The sequence below is a fragment of the Sphingosinicella terrae genome (assembly GCF_003347635.1).
GTDB classification, from domain to species: domain Bacteria; phylum Pseudomonadota; class Alphaproteobacteria; order Sphingomonadales; family Sphingomonadaceae; genus Allosphingosinicella; species Allosphingosinicella terrae.
Map to the genome: position 1 here is coordinate 1 of NZ_QDFY01000013.1, position 20,050 is coordinate 20,050.

The following is a 20,050-nucleotide window of genomic DNA, read 5'->3' on the forward strand; positions in this document are numbered from 1 at the left end:
CCGGACAGATGGCAGCATCCGACAACGTGCCACGCCCGAAAAACCGCTTGCGCTGTAGGGGGCGTCCACAGATGATGAAATTGACGACCCCCAGGCGTTTTCAATTTGGACGCGCGGCCCCGCCCGAGCCGCCGCTCCGCTATCCCTTCAGCGCCCGCACATGCACCCGCCCCGCCGGCACCCGCTGCCCGCCGCTCAGCACCACTTCCGCCCGCCCCAGCCGCGGCCGCCGTACCTCGACGATCTCGCTGCGGCGGACCAGCCATTTGCGGTGGACCCGGACGAACGCGCCCGGATCGAGCCGCGCCTCGAGCTGGCGGATCGATCCGCGCATCAGCCAGGAGCCGGCCGGCGTGTAGAGCCGGACATATTCGTCCTCGCTGCCGACATGGGTGATCGCCTCGGCCGCCACCCGCACGGTGCCGCTGCCGTGGCGCAGCCAGAACTCGCTCTCCTGCGCCGGCCGGCGCTCCGCCGCCTCGGTCCCGGCGCGGAGCGCGGCGACCACCGACTGGAGCTCGGCGATCCGCGCCTGCGCGTCCTGGGCGGCGCGGCGGGCGCGGGCCTTGTCCAGCGCCTGCGCCAGCCGCTCGCGCTCGACCGGCTTCAGCAAATAATCGGCCGCGATCGTCTCGAAGGCGCGCAGCGCGAACCGGTCGAAGGCGGTGACGAAGACGATCGCCGGCGGCTCCGGCGCCCGGCTGAGCGCCTCGGCGACCGCGAAGCCGTCGCCATCGCGCATCCTGATGTCGAGCAGGACCACGTCCGGGACGAGCGCGCCGGCTTTCTCGATCGCCTCCGCGCAGCCGCCCGCCTCGCCGACCGCCTGCGCCTCGGGCAAAGCGTCGAGCAGCCGCTTCAGCCGCCGCCGGGCCAGCGGCTCGTCGTCGACGGTGAGCACCCGAAGCGCTGCCGGAGCGTTCACCGCCCCACCTCCGCCGGCAGCACCAGCCGCACCCGCCAGACGTCGCCGGCCGCGGGCCCGGCCTCGATCGACTGGGCCGCGCCATGGAGCAAGGCGAGGCGCTGGCGGACATTGGCGAGGCCGATCCCGGCGCCGGGCAGGCGGCCCGCCGCCGGCCGCTTCGTGCCGGGGCGGGCGCGGTTGGTCACCGCGATCGCCAGCCGCCCGTCCGGCGTCCGCTCGGCCTCGATCTCGATCCGCGTCGGCGGCGGCGATCCGGCGACGCCGTGCTTCACCGCATTTTCGACGATCGGCTGCAGGATCAGCGCCGGCACCGGCGCCGTCTCCAGCCCCGGCTCGACGCGGACGTCGATCTCCAGGTCCGGATAGCGATATTGCTCGATCTCCAGATAGGCGCGCTGGAGGGCGATCTCCTCGGCGAGCGGGATCGTCGCCATCGGATCGGCCGCGAGGCCCGCGCGAAGGAAGCGGGCGAGGCCGGTCACCATCGCCTCCGCCCGCTCGGCCTCGCCCTCGAGGATCAGCGCCGACACCGAATTGAGGCTGTTGAACAGGAAATGCGGGTTGATCTGCCCCTGCAGCGCCCGCAGCTGCGCCGCATGCGCCTCGGCCTGGAGCGCCGCCGATCGCGCCTTCTCCGCCTGCACGTCGAAGCTGTAGGACAGGGCCAGATAGAGGCCGGCCCAGGCGAGGAAGAACCAGGTCCAGTAGGCGATCGTCCGCACCGCCCCCGCCCAGGTGAAGCCGCCGAGGCCGATCGCCGGATCGGCCGCCATCTCGGCGAAGAAGGCGAGCCAGGCGAACAGCTCCGCGCAGACCGGCGCGACGATCGCCAGCGCGATCACCCGCCGCTGCCAGCTCGACAGCCTCGGCCAGGCCAGCAACCGGTGGATCAGCCAGCACAGGCCCAGCCCGAGCAGCATGACGAGCGCGCGCATGCCGGCAATTCCGGCCAGATGCGGGTTGCCGGACAAGGCGGTGCCCAGCGTCAGCAGCGCGAAGTTGGACAGCCAGAAAGCGAGGGTCAGCCAGACGATCGCCCGGCTGCGCGCCGACAGCCGGGGCAGGAGCCCCGCTCGCGGCAGCACGCCGCCTTGCGCCCCCGCGCGATCGAGGCTCCGGCTCGCCATGCGCGCGAGGATGCGCCGGGACGGCCGCGGAGTCGACGCCGTTCGTCCACGCCGTTTCGACGTCCACCGACAGCCGCGCACGTTCGGCGGCAGGATCGGCGCGCCCGCCGGCAACCCCGCCGCGCCCCGCCGCCCGCAGGCGTAGAAGCAAGCCGTTCGGCTCCCGCGCTTTTTCCCGGCCACGCCGCCCCTCGCGCGCCGGGAACAAGCACGGGGCCGGACGCCGCAATTTGCCCCCTCTCCCTGGAGGGAGAGGGCAAGACTCCCTCTCCCATTGGGAGAGGGTTGAGGTGAGGGTGCTCGGCGGCCGAGGATGATCCTCCAACGCCGAACACCCCCACCCTACCCTCCCCCTCCAGGGGGAGGGGCCTTCGAGGGGCACACTAAGGCTCCCTCCTCCTGGAGGGGGAGGGTTCAGTCGAGGGGAACAGCTAAGCTCCCTCTCCCATGGGGAGAGGGTTGGGGTGAGGGGGTTCGGTATCGGAGGACAGACCTCGGACTCCGAACACCCCCACCCTACCAGTTCAGCGGCAGCCCTGTCCCCCGGACAGGGCCGAGAGCCGCTGAACTCCCTCCAGGGGGAGGGAAGATCATGGGGGAGAGCGAAGTCCATGTCCGAAGCCGCCACCGCCTCCGCCGCCATTGCCGCCCCACCCGGCCCGCTTGCCGCGATCCTCGCCGGCGGCTTCGTCGCCGGGGCGATCGACATCGCCTACGCCATCCTCGCCAACCTGCCCAAGGGGGTGGCGCCGGCGCGCGTGCTCCAGTCGGTGGCGAGCGGCCTGCTCGGCCGCGACGCCTATCAGGGCGGCGCCGCCACCGCCGCTTTCGGCCTGTTCCTTCATTTCGCGATGACCGTGGCGATGGCCGCCTTGTTCGTCGCCGCCGCCCGATCGATGCCGGCGCTGCGCCAGCAGCTGCTCGTCGCCGGCCTGGTCTATGGCGGCCTGATCTATTTCGCGATGCGCTGGGTGGTGGTGCCGCTGTCCCGCTTCCCGGGCGACCTGCGCAGCTTCTCCGCCCTCGAATTCGCGGTCCACGTCGTCGGCGTCGGCCTCGTCATCGCTATCGCCGCCCGCCGTCTGGCGGCGCTCTGAGCCACCAGCCGGGGCCCTCATGCCCACCAGGCCCCGGCGAGGGGGTGGAAGTCATTCCCTTCCACCCCCTTCACCCTCAACCCCACTTCCGTTCGGGCTGAGCCCGTCGAAGCCCCTTCCTTTCCGGAAACAAGAATGGGGACTTCGACAAGCTCGGCCGGAACGGGGAGAGGGGATCAGAGCCGAGACGAGATTTCCGCCAGGAACGCGTCCCGCTCCGCCGGCGGCAGCGCCAGCGCGGCCTCGATGATCGCTATCCGCGCTCCGCACCGCAGCTCCGCCGATCCGCGACCGCGGGCCGCTCGGTCGAAGCGCCGGCGGTCGAGCGCCAGGCGCTGCCGCGCCGTCTCGGCGAGGCCCGGCGGAATGTCGAAAGCGTCAAGCGTTCCGGCGGCCGGCCGCGGCGTCGCCGGCGCGGACATCACCGCTTGCTCGACCAGCGCCCGCCCCCGCGCCTCGAGCGCCGGCGGAAGCTCGACCGGACGCCGCTCGCCGTCGAGCCACGCCCGGCAGGCTTCCGCGCCGTCGGCGCCGCCCCGCAGCCATTGCAGTCGATCGGCATGGAAGCGCCAATAGTCGCGCTGGAGTGCCGCGTCCCCGGCGGCGATGCCGTCGCGAAAGGCCTGTTCGATCATCTGCCCGATCGCCGCCGCGAAGGCCTGCTTGTCCTCGTCCGCCGCCCGCGCCTGCTCCCAGCGCGCCAGCAGCCGGTCGAACAGCGGCTTGTTGCGGATGTTCAGCCCGAAATAGCTGCCCTCGCTGCCTAGCGCCGCGTCGAGCACCGGTTCGAGATCGTCGAGCGCGCTCGCATAGGACGGGGTGGAGACGGCGATCGGCGGCGGTCCTGCGGCACCGGGCTCCGGCGGCGGGGGCGTCCAGGCGAGGAAGAGGAAGACCATCACCGAGAGCCAGGCGAAGCCGGCGAAGCGCAGCGCCGGAGGATAGCCGCGCTTCAGCAGGACCCAGGCGAACAGAAAGGGGGCGACCAGCAGCCCGATCCAGAGCCAGCCGCCCGGCCACAACCGCGGCGCCGGCTCGACCGACCAGATGCCGGTCCGGCCGCGCGCCATGCGCCGAAGCGAATCCCATTCGCGCTGCCACGCCGGCTGCGCCTCGAAATAGCCGTTCCACCAGTCGAGCATGGCCCGGCTGCATGCCTCGACCGAGCTGGGATGATGCAGCCGCGCATAATCGGCGAAATCGTGCACGTCGGGCGCGATCCGGCGGACCTGCTCGGCCGGCGGCGGCACCGCGTCGGAGCGCAGCAAAGCGAGCACCTCGGCGAAGCGCGGCCTCGCCGCGACCAGCCGGCGCTCGAAGGCGAGGTCGTTCAGCCGGCGCGCCGCCCAGCGGATGAAATGGGGCGCCTTCCAGTCGTCCTGCCGCGCCGCCCAGCCGAAATGCGCGCCTGCCGCCTCGAGCGCCGGATCGGAGCGCGGGTGGAAGTCCTCGATGAACTCCGCCAGCCAGTCCTCGACCGAGGCGGCGACGCGGATCCGGTCCAGCGAGGGGTGGGCGAGCAAAGCCTCGGTCGCGGCCCGCAGCCGTTCCGCTTCGTTCGGCCGCGGCCCGCCGGCGAGCAGCGCCTCGATCCGGGCGAACAGGGCCGCCTCGGGATAGTCGGCCGCGGCCGGCTCCGCCGCCGGCGGCGCTTCCGGCGCCGGCCGGACGATCACCTCCGGCGGAGGGTCGGAAGGGAGGGGGGCGGCCGGTGCCGGCGGCAGCACGGTGACGACCACTTCCGGCGCGGGATCGGTGGCGGCGGCGGGCTCCGCAGGCGCGCCGGGCGGCAGGTCCGTGATCGTCACCGTGGCGGGCGCGGCGGCGGCGGGTGCCTCCTCGGGCTCGGCGGCCCGGACGGCGACGTCGGCCGGCGATGGCGCGGCCGCCGCCTCGACCGGACCGGTCTCGGCGGGAGCGGGTGCGGGATCGGTTGTGTCCTGAGGGATTTGCTCGGCATAGGCCTGCGCCCCCGCCGCCTCGGCGGCCAGTCTCTGCGCCGCCTCCCATGCCTCGCGCAGGGCGATGAAGGCCTGCGGGTCGGCATCGGTGTCGATCGCCTTCAGTCTCGCGGCATAGGCTTTGCGGATCTCGCGCCGGTCCGCGGTCGGCGCAAGGCCGAGCCGGTTCCAGACCCAGCGATGCTTGGGCAGGTGGATCGTCAAGGCGCGTCCGGACCTACAGCGCCTGGGACATCTCGCGCAGGAAGCGCGCGCGCTCGCGTCCCTCCAGCGCCAGCGCCGCCTCGACCAGGGCGATGTCGGCGCGGCAGCGATCCTCCGGCGTGCCGCGCGCCTGCAGCGCCCCTCGGAATCGCGTCTCGGCCAGGCCCGAGCGCCGCCGGGCGTCGGCGAAGACCGCCCGGCGGATCGAGAAGCGGCGGTCCTCGCTGCGCGGGGCCGGCGCCGGCGGCGGCTCCAGCAGCGCCCGCCCGAGCACGCTGCGCTGGCGGCGCCTGAGTTCCGGCGGCAGATAGAGCCTCGCCACGCCTTCGGGATAGCGGGCGCAGCCCCCGGTACCGCCGTCGGTGCCGTCGCGAAGCCAGACCAGGCGGTCGCGGTGGAGCTGCCAGTAAGCGAGCTGAAGCCCGTCCGATCCGCCGCGCAGCCCCTGGGCCACCGCCCGGTCGACCAGCGCGCGAAGGTCGGCGTCGAGCTGGAAAGCGCCTTCGTGGCGGTCGCGTGCCTCGCGCCAGCGCGCCTCGAGCGTCGCGTGGAGCGCCGGGTTCGCCGCCCGCAGCCGGGCGGGCGCGTCGCCGTCGAGGAAGTCGTCGAGCACCGGCGCCAGCGCCGCGCCGGGCTCGGCGGCGATCCGGGGCGCGGCGGGGATGGGCGGCGGCCCGGCCGGCGGTGTCGCCGCATCGGGCATGGCGACGGACAGCAGCTGGGTTACCGCGAACACCACCCAGCCGGCCAGGATCATCCCGGCGATCGGCCTCGGCACCCTGGGCAGATCGTGGCCGTCCTGCTCCCACAAGGCGACCCGTGCTGGATTGAGCCACTCCATCGCCGCCGGACATTGCCCGCGTATCCGGCCCAGAAGCTGGCGAACGTCGCGGCCGAGGGTGAAGCGGCGAAGGCCGGGCCGCCTCGCGTCGGCGCGGGTCAGCTCGGCCCAGGCCTTGTGGAGCCGGTGCCCGGGCTGCGACACCGCCTCGGCGAGAGCGAGGGCGCGGGCGCGGTCGACGAGCAGGTCGACGTCCCACGGCTGGTCCCATTGGCCGGCGCGCTCCTCCCAGCCGAAATGGGCGACCACCATCGGCAGCAGCGGGTCCGACCGCGGCACGGCTTCCGCCAGCGCCTGGGCCAGCCAACCCTCGACGGCGCGGCCATGGTCGACATGCGCCATCTCGGAATGCTCGAGGATGGCCCGTACCGCCACGGTCAGCGCCGCCTCGTCCGGGCGGCGCTCCGGATCGGCGAAGAGCAGATGCTCGAGCCAGCCGAAGCGGTCGGACGTTCCGTCGGCCCGGGCGGCGGCGAGCGCCGCCTCGGCCTCCGCCTCCGAGACGTCGAACTGCGCCAGCGGCGGATAGGGATCGTCGGCCGCAGCGGCGCCGGCCGGCTCGGTCCAGGCGCGGCTCGCCCAGGCGAGCGCCTCCTCGAGCGCCTCGCGAAGCCGCATGAAAGCCTGCGGCTCGGCCTCGACGTTCATCGCCTTGAGGCGCCGCGCATAGGCCCGCCGGATCGCGCGGACGTCGCCGGTCCGCTCGATCCCGAGGACCGGCCACGGCTGGGTCACAGGTAGCGCTCGCCCTCGATCGCGTTCAGCCGCTCCTCGACGTCGCGGCGGACCGACTCGATCTCGCGCGGGTCCTGGCGCTCGAGCACCGCCTCGAAGGCCATGATGATCTGGCTGATCGCCTCGCGCCGCTCGCCGAGAAAGCCCTCGTAGCAGCGCGCCGCCCGCGCCAGCACCGCGGCATTGGCGGCATCGTCGCGGGGATGGACCTTGAGCGCCGCCAGCGCCTGGCGCCGCGCCTCGATCTCGGCCTCGCTCGGCGCATCCTCCTCGTCGAGGATGAGGAGCTGGCGGGCGGTTCCGGTCAGCGGCACCGTCGCATCCACCTCCAGCAGGCCGCTCGCATCGTAGCTGAAGCGGACGTCGACGCTGACCTGGCCGGCGGGCCGCGGCGGCACCGGCACGGAGAGCCGGCCGAGCAGGACGTTGGCCGAGACGTCGCGCGCCTCGCCCTGATAGACCTGCAGCTCGACCCGCGACTGGTTGTCCTGCATCGTCGAATAGCTGTGCACCCGGCTGGCCGGGATGACGGTGTTGCGCTCGATGATCGGCGAGAAGATGCCGTCATGGATGCGTCCGTGGCGGTCGCGCTCCGCCACCGCGATGCCGAGCGTGAACGGGCAGACGTCGGTGAGGCGGACCTCGTCCAGCGCCGCGTCGCGCGCGCGCAGCCCGGCCTGGACGGCGGCGCCGAGCGCCACCGCCCGGTCGGGATCGACCGAGGTGTCGGGAAAGCGCCCGAACATCCGGGTGACGGCGCGGCGGACGATCGGCATCCGGGTCGATCCGCCGACGAGGATGACCTCGCTCAGCGAATCGGCGAGGATGCCGCTGTCGCGCAGCGAGCGCAGGACGGGGTCGCGCAGCCGCGCCAGCAGCGGCTCGGCCGCCTCCTCGAACTCGGCGGCGCGGATCGACGTCGCGAAATGCCGGTCCTTCCAGACGAACTCGAACGGCGCCTCGTCGGCGCCGCTGAGGGCGCGCCGGGTGCGCTCGGCGGCGGCGCGCATCACTTCCTTGAGGAGGCTGTCATGGGCCGCCTCGGCCAGCTCCGGCAGCCGGCTGCGGACCAGGGCGACGACCGCCTCGTTGAAGTCCTCGCCGCCCAGCCGGTTGTCCCCGGCCGAGGCGCGGACCTCGACGATCCCCTCGAAGATCTCGACGATCGACACGTCGAACGTTCCGCCGCCGAGGTCGAAGACCAGGAACGGCTCCTTGTCCTCGCGCTCGTGGATGCCGTGGGCGAGCGCGGCCGCGGTCGGCTCGTTGAGCAGCCGCTCGACCTTGAGCCCGGCCAGCTCGCCCGCCCGTCGCGTCGCCTTGCGCTGGCGGTCGTTGAAATAAGCGGGGACGGTGATCACCGCCGCCTCGACCGGCTCGCCCAGCAGGGCCTCCGCGTCGGCCTTGAGGCTGCGCAGCACCAGCGCCGAGAGCTCCTCGGGCGCGTAGAGCTTCTTGCCGAGCGGCACCTTCTGGCTCGATCCCATCAGCCGCTTGAAGGCGGTCGCGGTCAGCTTCGGGTGGGTCGACTGGCGCTCGCGCGCGGCCATGCCGACGAGCAGCGCGCCGTCGTCCCCGAGGCTCACTGCCGACGGCGTCAGCAGATCGCCCAGGCTGTTGGGGATCAGCTCCGCTTTGCCTTCCCGCCAGATTCCGACCGCGCTGTTCGTCGTGCCGAGATCGATCCCGACGATCATTCCATTCCCTCGATCATGGCCGATGCTTGCAGAAGTCATTGCGCGAGAAAAGAGGGAATGGCCGACGCATTCGGGACGGGCCGGCGAATAAGGTTGCCCTTCGCCCGGAAAGCGCCCACGCCCGACGGGCGGCTCCGGGCATGTCGCCAGGCAATCCGCCGCTCCATCGGGAGGCGCCGGGTCCGGAGCGGAAAGGAACCTGCGTGACCACAACCTCCGAACATTACCAGGCCAAGGCCGACGAAGCCCTGACCCAGCTCGCCGAAGCGACCAGCGACGCCGAAAGGACCCGGCTGAAGCGGGCGCGCGGCGCCTATCTCAAGCTGGCCGCTCACGGCGCGCAGGCGGCCGAGCGCGCGGCTGCCGGGCCTGGTCCGCGGATCGTCCCGGAAAAGCCCACCGCCGCGGCGACGCCGCGCGCGTCCACCTGGACGCTTCGCTGACGTTCGGGACCTGCCTTGCCTCCCCCCGCAACCGCGGACGCGGCGGCAGGGGGAGGCGCTGGCAAGCGTCAAGTCAGCGCAGGCGCCAGGGCATTCCCGGCAGCTTGATCATCGGCTTCTGGCACAGGACGCAGCGGCTGACGAAATAGCCGCCGTCCCAATGGCTGGTCTTGAGATCGGCGACGTGCCGGCCGAGCCACGAATGCAGGCTCATCCATCCAGTCTTTCGGCGCGGGCGCGGCGCGTGACTTGCGCGAGCGCATCGGCGAGATTGCCGTAGCGATAGCCGTCGACATGATATTGGAAGGCGGCGACGCGGATGATGCCGTTGCGCTCCATCACCGCGGATTCGGGATCCGGCCGCGATGGGAGGCGCGCGTCGGGCGCGGTCGGTAAGGGCGTCGGCATCATCGTGCATCTCCTTCGGCGCGGCGCCGGGCTTCGATCGCGATCGCCGCCTCGACCACTCTCAGGCCGGCGCTGCTTGCCGCCGCCAGTTCGACCGGCGGCCCGTTGAGCCCGCGATGGTGACCGTTGAGGAAGGCGCGCCCGTCCTGCGCCCCGAAGGCCGCCACCGCGGCGGCGAGCGCCCGCTTGCAGCGGTCGGCCGAAGGGGCGGGGCTTCCCGATGGGCGCTTGCTCTTCTTCGCCGGCACCTTGCGCAATCGGAGCGTCCCGCCGAACAGGCCCGCCAGCTCGGACCGGATCAGACGGGCTTCAGCGGCGGTGGCGGAGCGCGCCATCCCGATCGCCGGCGGTCTGCCGATCCTGTCGTTTCGTCCCTGCATCGGAGATCACCTTGAACGGCAAGCGGGAGCACGAAGTGTCTCTCAGTCACGAGGGCTTGCGGACGGAATGCCGGTGATGACCTTCCATAGCAGAGCCGGCCAGGGCTGGCGAATCCCTCCGCCGTCGCCGCAGCCGAACGGTGCGTCTCGCGCGGGCGAGGGTTAACCCTTGATTCGGCACGATTAGCCGGAACAACGAACGTCCAGCTGCGCTATCGAGACGGGTCTTCGGACGGATGCGGAATCGACAGTGGGTGGCGACGACAAGGCGGAACTGCGCCGCAGCAGGCGGCTGAAGGTGTTCCAGCCGGCCGCCCTCGCGGGACCGGCCGGGACGATCCGGATCCATCTCCTCGACGTCTCCGCCACCGGCGCGCTCGCTTATGCCGCCACCGCCCCTCCGGCGGTCGGCGACGCCTTGCAGCTGGAATGTGCCGGCATCGTCGCCGCGGCCACAGTGCGCTGGTGCAAGGGGAACCGCTTCGGCCTCCATTTCGACGCGCCGCTCGACGCGGAGGCCCTCCGGCGCATCGCCTCGCCGTCGCATGCCGCCAAGGGCCGGGCCTAGGAGAGTTCGGCAGGTCGCCGAGGCTAGCGGGCAGCCGCCCGCTTCAGCCTCCGGACGAGGTCGGGATTGCTCAGCCGTCGATGCCGCGCCTCGACCAGGCTGAACAGGCCGAACAGGAAGAGGCCCAAGGCGATCGCCCAGCGCAGCGTCGGCGGCATCGCATCCATCGCCTGGCCCATCCCGCCGGCCTCGCCGGCATCGGCCTCGGCGCCGGCCCGCCACAGCAGGAGGGCCATCGCCAGGAAGACGATTCCGCGGGCGAGATAGCCGGCGCGGCCGAGCCAGGCGACCCAGGCGCGGTGGGCCGCGGTCGGCTCGAGGTGGCGCAGGAAGCCGAGCCGGACCGCCTTGACGAGCTGATAGCCGCCGGTGACGAGCAGCACGAAGGCGCCGGCGGTGAGCAGCCACTCGCCGCCGGGCCATTCCAGCACCGCCGCCGCCCCGCGCTCGAGCGAATCGCCGCCGCCGCCGGCATCGTCGGTGAGCCCGAGCTTCAGCGACAGCCAGGCGAGCCCGAGATGGATGAAGCCCGAGACGGCGCCGCCGAGACGCACCGCTCGGCCCTTGGCGTCGTCGCCATGGCCCTCGCTGTCGAGCACCGCTTCCGCGAGCCGCCAGAGGCCGTAGCCGATGAAGCCGACGGCCAGCAGCACGAGCAGGATCCGGCCCATCGGGCTGGAGAGATAGGCGAGCGATCCGGCGCCGTCCTCGGTCCGCCCGAGCCGCAACGCGAGATAGCCGATCAGCCCGTACATCACGCCGCGCGCGGCAAAGCCGAGACGGGTCACGGCCTCGAACGCCCCTACTGACAACATCGCTCACTCCCTTGCGCAGGCGCAACGAAGCTGTCGGGCCGCCGTTCCGATGACTCCGTCGGGCGGCCGGGTCGATCGGCTTCAGCGTGTCCGGGCACGATTGTGCTCGCGTCGGGGCGCGTTGCGGTTAGGAAATGAGACCGGGCGACGCTTTATCTCCCCGACGCCCGGGAGGCGACATGGAACGCGAACCCAAGAAGATCGACTCGCTCGAGCTACGGCTCGCGCCCGAGACGAAGCGCGCCTTCATGGCGGCCTGCCGCGCCAACGGCGAGTCGGCCAGCCAGGTTCTGCGGTCCTTCATCCATCGCTATCTCCGTTCCGCCTCCCGGGCATCGACCGAATGGACAAGGGAGAGAGAGATGCCGTTCATGACGAGACACCGCCGCGCCGGCCTGGCCTTGGGTCTGGCCGCAGGGGCTGCCGCTGCCGCCTCGCTGACGCTGAGCGGGCCGGCGCGGGCGACCGGACATCCCGGGATCGAGGCCGTGTTCGACCTGATGGACCGCGACCGCGACGGCCGCGTCAGCCTCGCCGAGTTCCGCGCTCCGCCGGTGCCGGCCGACGATTCCGGCGCGGTCAGGCTGGAAGTGACCGGCAAGGCGCCGCCGCAGCTGCAGGACACGCCGGAGAGCCTGTTCGCCGGTCTCGATGCGAATGGGGACCGCGCGCTCGTGCTCGACGAGCTCGTCGCCGGCACGCTCGCCCGCACCATCGCCACACGCGGCCTCGCCCCCGCCGATCGCGACGGCGACCTTTTCCTGACCGAAGGCGAGATCGCCGCCTTTCTCGGCGCCGAGCGCGTGCGCGGCGGCGTCGCCGACCCCGCCGCCGGAATCGCCCTCCTCGCCCGCGGCGTCGTCGCCGACCATGACCGCGACGGCGACGGAAAGGTGGCGCTGAGCGACCTCACGGGGTGAGGGTATTCCAAAATCAGTGTCATCCCGACGAAGGTCGGGACCCATGAACACCGCGTCCGACGAATTCCCTCGTCGGTCTGCGTTCATGGGTTCCGGCTTTCGCCGGAATGACGGATTTGGCCCTCCCCTAGGCCGCTCCCGCCCGCTCCGCCGCGATCCAGGCGTCGATCTCGCTCTCGAGGACGTCGAGCGGGACCGATCCGTTGCGCAGCACCGCGTCGTGGAAGCGGCGGACGTCGAAGCTCTCGCCGAGCGCCTGCTCGGCCCGCGCGCGAAGCTCGAGGATCTTGAGGCGGCCGATCATGTAGCCGAGCGCCTGGCCGGGCCAGCTGATGTAGCGGTTGACCTCCGCCTCGATATTGGCGTCGGTGAGGGCGGTATTCTCGCGCATGAAGGCGATCGCTCGCGCCTTGTCCCAGCCGAAGGCATGGATGCCGGTATCGACCACCAGCCGGCTCGCCCGCCACATCTGGTAGGAGAGCTCGCCCATCCGCCGCTCCGGCGTGTCGTAGAGGCCCATGCCGCCGCCGAGGCTCTCGGCATAGAGGCCCCAGCCTTCGGTGAAGGCGGTGAAGCTGGTGAAGTTCCGCCGGAACGGGGCGATGTCCATCTCCTGCTGGAGCGCGATCTGGAGATGGTGGCCGGGCACCGATTCATGCAGGCTGAGCGCCGGCACCTCCCAGAGCGGCCTCTGGTCGAGCTTCGAGGTGTTGACGTAATAGGTGCCGGCGATGCCGCTCTCCGGGGAGCCCGGCCCGTAGAAGGCGGTGGTCGTGCCCTCCGCGATCTCGGCGGGTATCTCCCTGATGCCGTAGGGGAGGCGGGGCAGGGTGCCGAACAGGCCCGGCAGCTGCCCGTCGATATGCTTGGTGACGCGGGCGACCTCGCGCATCAGCTGCTCGGGCTCGGTGACATAATGAAGCGGGTTGGTGCGCAGCGCCTGGATGAAGGCCTCGCGGCTGGGATGCCCGGCCTCGCGCGCGACCCGGTCCATCTCGGCGCGGATGCGCGTCACCTCGGCGACGCCGATATCGTGGATCTGCTGCGGGCTGAGGTCGGTGGTCGTGTACGCGCGCACCTGGAAGGCATAATAATCGGCGCCGCCCGGCTGGGTGGAGACGCTGTCGCTCGCCGCGCAATGCGGCTTGTACTCTTCGAGGTAGAAATCGAGGTGGCGCCGATAGGCCGGGTCGACCGTCCCGGTGATGATCCGGCGCGCGCGATCCTGCAGCGCCGCCCATTCCGCCTCCGGGATCGCCGCCGGCCGCTGCCCGGCGAACGGCTCGTAGAAGCGCGACTGCGCCGGATCCTCGGCGATGACGCCGGCGATCGTGCGCTCATAGCCGTCCAGCACCGAGCAGGGCAGGACGTAGCCGCCGCGCACCGCATTGGCGGTCAGCGCCAGCGCCTGGTCGTTGAGGCGGGGATAGAGGGCGAGGCGGGTGAGGTAGCTCTCATAATCGGCGCGTGTGCGGAAAGGGAGGTTCCGCGCCAGGCCGGCAAAGCCCTGGTGCCAGCCATAATAAGTGGTGAACAGCATGTCGCGCTGGCCGAAGCGGTTCTCCTCGACCGTCTCGGCCAGCGTCCGCCGCAGGATCGCCCGGTTGACCCGGTCGGCGGGGTCCAGCGCCTCGGCCGGAATGGCGTCGAGCCGGACGAGGAAGCCCTGCGCTTCGCGCACCCGCCGCTCGCGCGCCTCCGGCGAAAGGTCGCGGAGGCGATCGTCATGGTCGCGCACGCCGAGTGCGGTCGCCTCGGTCGGATTCTCGCGCAGCAGCCACTGATAATGCTCGTCGAGCAGCCGCCGGAAATCGTCGGCCGGCGCGGCGGCGGCGGCGGGCGAGGCGAAGGCGAGAGCGGCGGCGGCGGCGAGAAAGGCAAGGCGCATGAGCAGGTCTCCGGCTGACCTCCCCCGGATTTCCGGGGGAGGGGGACCGCGCGTGGCGCGGTGGAGGGGGCTCTTCGGCCGCAGGGCCCCTCCACCGTCCTTCGGACGGTCCCCCTCCCCTGCGAAAGCAGGGGAGGAAACAGGTCCGACCCTATTGCGGGAACGCCTGCGCGCAAGCCTTGTTGACCCGGTCGAGGAGGCCTTCGCATGTCCGACCATGTCTACAAGATCGTCGAGATCGTCGGCAGCTCGCCCGACAGCATCGAGGATGCCGTGCAGCGCGCCGTCGCCCGCGCCTCGCAGACCCTGCGCGAGATACGCTGGTTCGAAGTCACCGATACGCGCGGCCATGTCGAGGACGGCAGGGTGGCTCACTATCAGGTGACGCTGAGGATCGGCTTCACGCTCGAGGATTAGGCGTCCGTCCAGGCGGAGGACGTTGAAAAGGCGTGGCCAGGCGGGCGGTTCGCGCTACCAAGGGGCATCCTCAGCGAAAGGCCCGCATGACCAGCGCCGAAGCCACGCCGCCGCTCGACATCGCCGACCGCGCCGACCGCGCCTTCCTCGGCCATCCCAAGGGTCTCGGCTATCTCGCCTTCACCGAGGCGTGGGAGCGCTTCTCCTATTACGGCATGCAGGCCTTGCTCGTCCTCTACATGGTCAACGAGCTGCTCCTGCCCGGCCATGTCGAGAATATCGCTTTGTTCGAGCCCTTCCGGCGGCTCTACGGGCTCGAGGGCCAGCCGCTCGCCTCCGCCATCTTCGGCACCTATGCGGCGCTCGTCTATCTGACTCCGATCCTCGGCGGCTTCCTCGCCGACCGCGTGCTCGGCAAGCGGCGCACGGTGCTGCTCGGCGCGGTCACGATGGCGGTCGGCCACTTCCTGATGGCGTTCGAGCTCACCTTCCTGTTCGCCTTGCTCTGCCTGATCCTCGGCAATGGCATGTTCAAGGGCAATATCGCGAGCCAGGTCGGCTCGCTCTACAAGCCCGACGACCTCCGCCGTGCCGACGCCTTCCAGATCTTCTATCTCGGCATCAATGCCGGCGTGATCGCCTCGCCTTTGGTCGTCGGCACGCTCGGCGAGACGGTCGGCTGGCATTGGGGCTTCGGCGCGGCCGGAATCGGCATGCTGATCGGCCTCGCCATCTATCTCGCCGGCCAGAAATATCTGCCGAAGGAGCATTTCGAACCGCAGGCGCGCGCGGCCCGGGCGGATCGGCCCCGGCTCAGCCGGAGCGACTGGCTCGCCACCGCCGCCCTCGTCCTGCTGATCCCGGTGATGGCGATCGCGGTCGTCCCCAACCAGCAGATCTTCAACGCCTATCTGGTCTGGGGCGACCAGCGCTTCGACCTCGTCTTCATGGGGACGCGGCTGCCGACCACCTGGCTGGTCACCCTCGACGCGATCGTCAGCGTCTCCGCGCTCGTCGCCGTGACCGTCTTCTACCGCTGGTACGGCAAGCATTGGCGCGAGCCGGACGAGCTCGGCAAGCTCATCATCGGCTCGCTCTTCTCGGTCGGCGGGATGCTCTGCCTGTTCATGGCCGCCGCCTCGGCCGGGCCTGAGGAGAAGATCGGCCTGTTCTGGCCGGTCCTGTTCCACGTCGTGAACAGCATCGGTTTCGCCCACATGCTGCCGGTCAGCCTCGCTCTGTTCGCGAAGCTCGCGCCCAAGGCGATCAACGCCACCGTCATCGGCCTCTATTATCTCGCCTTCTTCGGCGGCAACTCGCTCGTCGGCTGGGTCGGCGGCCTCTACGAGACCTGGCCGACGACCAGCTTCTGGCTGCTCCATGCCGGCTTCGCCGCGGTCGGCCTCGTCGTCTTCATCCTGTTCAGGCTGCTTCTCGCGCCGCGGCTGATGGCAAGCGAGCCGGCGCCGCTGCCGGCCTGAACGCTGGACGGTGACGGCCCAGCTGCTAGACTGAAAAGATGCGCTATCTTCTCGTCGCCATGGCCGCCACTGCGGCCCTCGCTCTCCCCGCCGCCGCCGAGGCGCGGCCGGCACGCTGCGTCCTCACCGCGGCCGGATCGCCGCAGTTCAGCGGTCCCTGCGATTTCCAGGCGGAGCGAGGCGGCAGCTTCACGGTGACGCCGGCCGAACGCCGCCGCTTCCCGAACGGGCTCGGCGCCGTCAGCCTGTCCGTCGTCGAACCCGGGATCGGCGAGGTTCGCGGCCTCACCCGCGACGGCATCAACTCGCGATGGGGTGAAGCGCGGCGCTCGCCTCGCGACCCCGCCTGCTGGGTCGGTGCGGACTTCAGCCTCTGCGTCTACTGATCCTCTGAGGAGGCGGGGGCGGCACTTTCGCGCTGCGCCGCCTGTTCGCGGCGTCTCAGGTTCTCGGCGATCCGCGCCTGGACATCGGGGCGGCCGCACAGGGTGCGATCGTACGCCGACTGTGGGCGGTCCTCGTCCATGCAGAGCCAGGGCAGGCGGACCTCGTCAGCCAGGTCCAGCGGCTCGACCGCACCGTCCTGCCGCTCCACCGCCGGAAGCAACTGCTCGGCGAAGCGGCTCCATCCGCTCTGGTCTCCCGCCGAGGACCAGCCGACGATTTGCCGCAGCATCGCCGCCGCCTCGTCGAACCGGCCGAGCTCGCGCTGCGCGTTGGCGGCGCGCGCATGGAGGCCGACATATTCGGCGTCCTGCGGATCGGCCGGAAGCGCCATGACGCGGCGAACGAACTCCTCCTGATAGCGCCGCGCCCGCTCCGGCGACGGAAGGGGCTGACCGGTTGGCCCGTCTTCCGGCTTGACCTGCCACGTCGCCGCCAGCAGCAGGCCGAGCGCCTCCTTCTCGGGAAGGCCGAGGCGGGTCGCCAGCCACTGCGCCCGGTAATAGGTGCTGTCGTCGGCCACCATCGCCCGATAGGCGTCCGAAGCGATCAGCGACTCCAGCGTCCCGACCTCCTCCGGGCTGAAGTCGCGGAAGACGACGAGGCCGTTGGAGGGGCATTCGGGAATCGGAAGCGGCATGTACCAATAGCTGTGCGGCCGCCCGTCCGGTCGTCTTCCGGTGGTGCTGTAATGGCTGGACTGGAGCGCTTCGAAGGATTCGCCGCCGACGGGGCAGGTCATCGTCGCGGGGCCGCCATGGAGGGGCGGCGGTGGCGGTGGCCCGGCTTGCGCCAGCAGCAAGAGGGCGAATCCGATCATGCCACTACCCTAGGCCGGCGTCGCTCCGGCTGGAAAGGGGCGACCTCACCGCCCCAGCATGTTCTCCGGCTTCACCACCCGGTCGAAGGTCGCTTCGTCGACGAGGCCGAGGGCGAGGCCCGATTCCTTCAGGGTGAGGCCCTTCTCGTGGGCGTTCTTGGCGATCTTCGCGGCATGGTCGTAGCCGATCTCCGGCGCGAGCGCGGTCACCAGCATCAGCGACCGGTTCATCAGGTCGGCGATGCGCTGCTCGTCCGGCGCCATCTCGTCGAGGCAGCGTGCGGTGAAGCTCTCCATCCCGGTGGCGAGCAATTCGATCGACCGGAGCACGTTGGCGCCGATCAGCGGCTTGAACACGTTCAGCTCCATATGGCCCTGGAGGCCGCCGACGGTGACCGCGACATGATTGCCCATCACCTGGGCGCAGACCATGGTCAGGCTCTCCGCCTGGGTCGGATTGACCTTGCCCGGCATGATCGAGCTGCCCGGCTCGTTCTCGGGGAGCCTGAGCTCGCCGAGGCCGCAGCGCGGCCCCGAGCCGAGCAGGCGGATGTCGTTGGCGATCTTGGTCAGCGACACCGCGATGACGTTGAGCACGCCGGAAAGCTCGACCAGGCTGTCATGGCTGGCGAGCGCCTCGAACTTGTTGGGCGAGGTCTCGAACGGGAGCCGGGTGAGGTGGGCGATGTCGGCGGCGAACTTCTCGCCAAAGCCCTTGGGCGCGTTGAGGCCGGTGCCGACGGCGGTGCCGCCCTGGGCGAGCTGGTAGACGCGCGGCAGCGCCGCCTCGACGCGGGCGATGCCCTGCGAGATCTGGAAGGCGTAGCCGGAGAATTCCTGGCCGAGTGTCAGCGGGGTCGCGTCCTGGAGATGTGTGCGGCCGATCTTGACGATCCGGTCCCAGCTCTGCGCCTGCTCGGAGAGGCGGCGATGGATCGTCCGCATCGCCGGCAGCAGCCGATCGTTCACCGCGCGCGCCGCGGCGACGTGCATCGCCGTCGGGAAGCTGTCGTTCGACGACTGGCCGCGATTGACATGGTCGTTGGGATGAACCGGGCTCTTGCCGCCGCGATTGCCGGTCAGGATCTCGTTGGCGCGGCCGGCGATCACCTCGTTGGCGTTCATGTTCGACTGGGTGCCGGAGCCGGTCTGCCAGATGACGAGCGGGAACTGGTCGTCATGCTCGCCGCGCGCGACCTCGGCCGCCGCCTGCTGGATCGCCTCGGCGAGGCCGGCATCGAGGCCGCCCTCGCGCGCATTCACCCGCGCCGCCGCCTGCTTCACGAAGCCGAGGGCGTGAACGATCTCGGCCGGCATCTGCTCGCGCGGACCGAAGGGGAAATTCTCGATCGAGCGCTGCGTCTGGGCGCCCCAATAAGCGTCGGCGGGAACCTCGATCGGCCCGAAGCTGTCGGTCTCGGTGCGGCTTGTGTCGGTCATCTCTGGCGCTTCCTTTCGCCGCGCTTCCTAGATCGGGAGCGGCGCCGGGTGAAGGGGGGCGACTCCGAGGAGGTCAAGTCGCCGCGTCAGCGGACGATATGCCCCCGGCCGTCCTGGTCGACGCGCACGCGGATGGGCTCTCCGGCATAGAAGCGCTCGCGCGGAGCGACTTCGCCCGTCGCCTCGAGATGGATCGGCTCGAAGAAATAGCCGGTGGGGAGGTCGTCGAAGTGGATCTGATAGCCTTCTATCACGCCATGATCCGCCTCGACGCCGAGCATCCAGCCGAACCCGCCGCGGAGCTCCTTGTGCGGAGCGGAGTCGCGGATGCGGACCTTTTCGTAGAAGGCGACAAATGGACCGCCGTCGGCGGTCGGCAGGCCGCTGTGCCAGTCGCTCACTTCTTCCGCTTGAAGTCGACCGAGACGACGTTGGAGCCGTCCTCGATCGGCTCGGCCGCCGGCGCGTCATTCTCCGCCTCGTCATGCTCCTCGACCTGCGCTTCCTCGGCGCGGGCGTGGAACTGGAGGGCGAAGTCGACGGCGGGGTCGTGGAAGCCGGTGATCGCGGAGAAGGGGATGAACAGCCGCGCCGGCGCCTGATTGAAGGAGAGGCCGACCTCGAAGCCGTCCTCGCGCACCTTGAGGTCCCAGAAGCGGTTCTGGATGACGATCGTCATCTCGTCGGGAAAGCGCTCGGCGAGGTGGCGCGGAATGTCGACTGCGGCCGCCGCGGTCTTGAAGGTGATGTAGAAATGATGCTCGCCGGGCAGCCGTCCGGTCGCCTCGACCTCGCCGAGCACGCGGCCGACCACGGCGCGAAGCGCCTCCTGGACGATCTCGTCATAGGGAATCAGGCTGTCGGGCGGCGAGCCGGTCATCCCGCACTCGTAGCGCGGCGGGGATGGCGGTCAAGCTGTTGCTTTCCGTGGGCCGCAACCCGGTTGCGCGGCGCCCGTCGGCGGCGGTATCGCCCGCTTCGCCTCCTCAGGCCCCCATCAGGAGCAGGACCATGCCGATCGACGCGACCAGGCCTTATGACGAGAGCAACATCTTCGCCCGCATCCTGCGCGGCGAGCTGCCCTGCAGCAAGGTCTATGAGGACGAGCATGTTCTCGCCTTCAACGACATCAGGCCGCTCGCGCCCACCCACGTCCTGGTCATCCCGAAGGGTGCCTATGTCTCGTGGGACGATTTCTCCGCGCGGGGCTCGGACGAGGAGATAGCCGCCTTCGTCCGCGCCGTCGGCCGGATCGCGCGCGAGCAGGGGCTGGTGGCGCCAGGCTACCGCCTGCTCGCCAATATCGGCGAGGCCGCGGGGCAGGAGGTGCCGCACCTCCACGTCCACATCTTCGCCGGCCGCGGCCTCGGGCCGATGCTGGCCGGGTGACGCCAGCGAATGGCGGAATGGGCTCTTGCCCGCGTCGAATAAGAGGC

At 71.1% G+C, this 20,050-nt stretch carries 22 protein-coding genes; 8 read left to right on the forward strand and 14 right to left on the reverse strand.

Features of this window, described 5'->3' with window-relative positions:
- Positions 1 to 139: 139 nt before the first annotated feature.
- Complete coding sequence (locus tag DDE10_RS23585) at positions 140 to 925, reverse strand: LytR/AlgR family response regulator transcription factor (RefSeq protein ID WP_162806738.1); 786 nt, start codon at positions 923 to 925, stop codon at positions 140 to 142.
- Positions 922 to 2,055, reverse strand: a complete 1,134-nt coding sequence (locus DDE10_RS19215; RefSeq protein WP_114954424.1) for a sensor histidine kinase — start codon at positions 2,053 to 2,055, stop codon at positions 922 to 924. Before DDE10_RS19215 ends, DDE10_RS23585 begins: the two co-directional genes overlap by 4 nt.
- A gap of 611 nt (positions 2,056 to 2,666) precedes the next feature.
- Here DDE10_RS19215 and DDE10_RS19220 point away from each other — a divergent pair.
- Positions 2,667 to 3,152 carry a hypothetical protein gene (locus DDE10_RS19220; RefSeq protein WP_114954425.1) on the forward strand — a complete coding sequence of 162 codons (486 nt, stop codon included), beginning with the start codon at positions 2,667 to 2,669 and terminating at the stop codon, positions 3,150 to 3,152.
- Positions 3,153 to 3,328: 176 nt separating this feature from the next.
- Here the strand turns inward: DDE10_RS19220 and DDE10_RS19225 are convergent, their stop codons facing one another.
- From DDE10_RS19225 to DDE10_RS19235, 3 genes are read right to left on the reverse strand one after another with little or no spacing between them, the layout of a single operon-like run.
- Entirely contained in the window at positions 3,329 to 5,317 is a 1,989-nt protein-coding gene (locus DDE10_RS19225) for a J domain-containing protein (RefSeq protein WP_114954426.1), read from the reverse strand.
- Positions 5,318 to 5,330: 13 nt separating this feature from the next.
- Positions 5,331 to 6,893, reverse strand: a complete 1,563-nt coding sequence (locus DDE10_RS19230) for a hypothetical protein (RefSeq protein WP_114954427.1) — start codon at positions 6,891 to 6,893, stop codon at positions 5,331 to 5,333.
- A complete protein-coding gene (locus tag DDE10_RS19235; RefSeq protein ID WP_114954428.1) occupies positions 6,890 to 8,590 on the reverse strand; it encodes an Hsp70 family protein in 1,701 nt (566 codons plus the stop codon). Before DDE10_RS19235 ends, DDE10_RS19230 begins: the two co-directional genes overlap by 4 nt.
- Positions 8,591 to 8,793: 203 nt before the next feature.
- Between DDE10_RS19235 and DDE10_RS19240 the strand changes: the two genes are divergently transcribed.
- Positions 8,794 to 9,033 carry a hypothetical protein gene (locus DDE10_RS19240; RefSeq protein ID WP_162806739.1) on the forward strand — a complete coding sequence of 80 codons (240 nt, stop codon included), beginning with the start codon at positions 8,794 to 8,796 and terminating at the stop codon, positions 9,031 to 9,033.
- A 73-nt stretch (positions 9,034 to 9,106) separates the two neighbouring features.
- Here the strand turns inward: DDE10_RS19240 and DDE10_RS23590 are convergent, their stop codons facing one another.
- Genes DDE10_RS23590 through DDE10_RS19250 form a run of 3 tightly spaced genes read right to left on the reverse strand, consistent with a single transcriptional unit; the run spans position 9,107 to position 9,821 of the window.
- Positions 9,107 to 9,247 carry a hypothetical protein gene (locus DDE10_RS23590; RefSeq protein WP_162806740.1) on the reverse strand — a complete coding sequence of 47 codons (141 nt, stop codon included), beginning with the start codon at positions 9,245 to 9,247 and terminating at the stop codon, positions 9,107 to 9,109.
- The gene (locus DDE10_RS19245) at positions 9,244 to 9,441 is read right to left on the reverse strand and encodes a hypothetical protein (protein WP_162806741.1); all 198 of its coding nucleotides are present in this window, start codon (positions 9,439 to 9,441) and stop codon (positions 9,244 to 9,246) included. Before DDE10_RS19245 ends, DDE10_RS23590 begins: the two co-directional genes overlap by 4 nt.
- Positions 9,441 to 9,821, reverse strand: coding sequence for a hypothetical protein (locus DDE10_RS19250; RefSeq protein ID WP_114954431.1), 381 nt, complete (start codon positions 9,819 to 9,821; stop codon positions 9,441 to 9,443). Before DDE10_RS19250 ends, DDE10_RS19245 begins: the two co-directional genes overlap by 1 nt.
- Before the next feature lie 250 nt (positions 9,822 to 10,071).
- Here DDE10_RS19250 and DDE10_RS19255 point away from each other — a divergent pair, with 250 nt between their 5' ends.
- Positions 10,072 to 10,389, forward strand: coding sequence for a PilZ domain-containing protein (locus DDE10_RS19255; protein WP_162806742.1), 318 nt, complete (start codon positions 10,072 to 10,074; stop codon positions 10,387 to 10,389).
- Positions 10,390 to 10,412: 23 nt separating this feature from the next.
- Here DDE10_RS19255 and DDE10_RS19260 read toward each other — a convergent pair whose 3' ends face one another.
- Positions 10,413 to 11,204, reverse strand: a complete 792-nt coding sequence (locus tag DDE10_RS19260) for a DUF1206 domain-containing protein (RefSeq protein WP_114954433.1) — start codon at positions 11,202 to 11,204, stop codon at positions 10,413 to 10,415.
- A 179-nt stretch (positions 11,205 to 11,383) separates the two neighbouring features.
- Here DDE10_RS19260 and DDE10_RS23940 point away from each other — a divergent pair, with 179 nt between their 5' ends.
- Positions 11,384 to 12,124: an EF-hand domain-containing protein gene (locus DDE10_RS23940; protein WP_284734780.1), complete on the forward strand. Its 741-nt coding sequence runs from the start codon at positions 11,384 to 11,386 to the stop codon at positions 12,122 to 12,124.
- A 127-nt stretch (positions 12,125 to 12,251) separates the two neighbouring features.
- On the opposite strand, the gene DDE10_RS19270 is transcribed toward DDE10_RS23940, so the two are convergent.
- Positions 12,252 to 14,012: a DUF885 domain-containing protein gene (locus DDE10_RS19270; protein ID WP_114954434.1), complete on the reverse strand. Its 1,761-nt coding sequence runs from the start codon at positions 14,010 to 14,012 to the stop codon at positions 12,252 to 12,254.
- Between the two features lie 207 nt (positions 14,013 to 14,219).
- Here DDE10_RS19270 and DDE10_RS19275 point away from each other — a divergent pair, with 207 nt between their 5' ends.
- From DDE10_RS19275 to DDE10_RS19285, 3 genes are all read left to right on the forward strand, one after another.
- The gene (locus DDE10_RS19275) at positions 14,220 to 14,429 is read left to right on the forward strand and encodes a dodecin (protein ID WP_114954435.1); all 210 of its coding nucleotides are present in this window, start codon (positions 14,220 to 14,222) and stop codon (positions 14,427 to 14,429) included.
- An 86-nt stretch (positions 14,430 to 14,515) separates the two neighbouring features.
- Positions 14,516 to 15,910 (forward strand): peptide MFS transporter, encoded by a 1,395-nt coding sequence (locus tag DDE10_RS19280; protein WP_114954436.1) that lies wholly within the window; start codon positions 14,516 to 14,518, stop codon positions 15,908 to 15,910.
- Between the two features lie 38 nt (positions 15,911 to 15,948).
- Positions 15,949 to 16,296 carry a hypothetical protein gene (locus tag DDE10_RS19285; RefSeq protein WP_114954437.1) on the forward strand — a complete coding sequence of 116 codons (348 nt, stop codon included), beginning with the start codon at positions 15,949 to 15,951 and terminating at the stop codon, positions 16,294 to 16,296.
- Here the strand turns inward: DDE10_RS19285 and DDE10_RS19290 are convergent.
- The 4 genes from DDE10_RS19290 to DDE10_RS19305 all read right to left on the reverse strand — a co-directional run bounded on the left by DDE10_RS19290 (position 16,290) and on the right by DDE10_RS19305 (position 19,494).
- Positions 16,290 to 17,174, reverse strand: a complete 885-nt coding sequence (locus DDE10_RS19290; RefSeq protein ID WP_114954438.1) for a hypothetical protein — start codon at positions 17,172 to 17,174, stop codon at positions 16,290 to 16,292. The two genes, DDE10_RS19285 and DDE10_RS19290, sit on opposite strands and share 7 nt — an antisense overlap.
- A gap of 45 nt (positions 17,175 to 17,219) precedes the next feature.
- Positions 17,220 to 18,614 (reverse strand): class II fumarate hydratase, encoded by a 1,395-nt coding sequence (gene fumC / locus DDE10_RS19295; RefSeq protein WP_114954439.1) that lies wholly within the window; start codon positions 18,612 to 18,614, stop codon positions 17,220 to 17,222.
- A gap of 86 nt (positions 18,615 to 18,700) precedes the next feature.
- The gene (locus DDE10_RS19300) at positions 18,701 to 19,015 is read right to left on the reverse strand and encodes a hypothetical protein (RefSeq protein WP_114954440.1); all 315 of its coding nucleotides are present in this window, start codon (positions 19,013 to 19,015) and stop codon (positions 18,701 to 18,703) included.
- Positions 19,012 to 19,494, reverse strand: a complete 483-nt coding sequence (locus tag DDE10_RS19305; RefSeq protein ID WP_114954441.1) for an SspB family protein — start codon at positions 19,492 to 19,494, stop codon at positions 19,012 to 19,014. The genes DDE10_RS19300 and DDE10_RS19305 overlap by 4 nt, the downstream gene beginning before the upstream one ends.
- A 131-nt stretch (positions 19,495 to 19,625) precedes the next feature.
- Here DDE10_RS19305 and DDE10_RS19310 point away from each other — a divergent pair, with 131 nt between their 5' ends.
- Positions 19,626 to 20,003, forward strand: a complete 378-nt coding sequence (locus DDE10_RS19310; RefSeq protein ID WP_114954442.1) for a histidine triad nucleotide-binding protein — start codon at positions 19,626 to 19,628, stop codon at positions 20,001 to 20,003.
- The last annotated feature ends 47 nt before the right edge of the window (positions 20,004 to 20,050 follow it).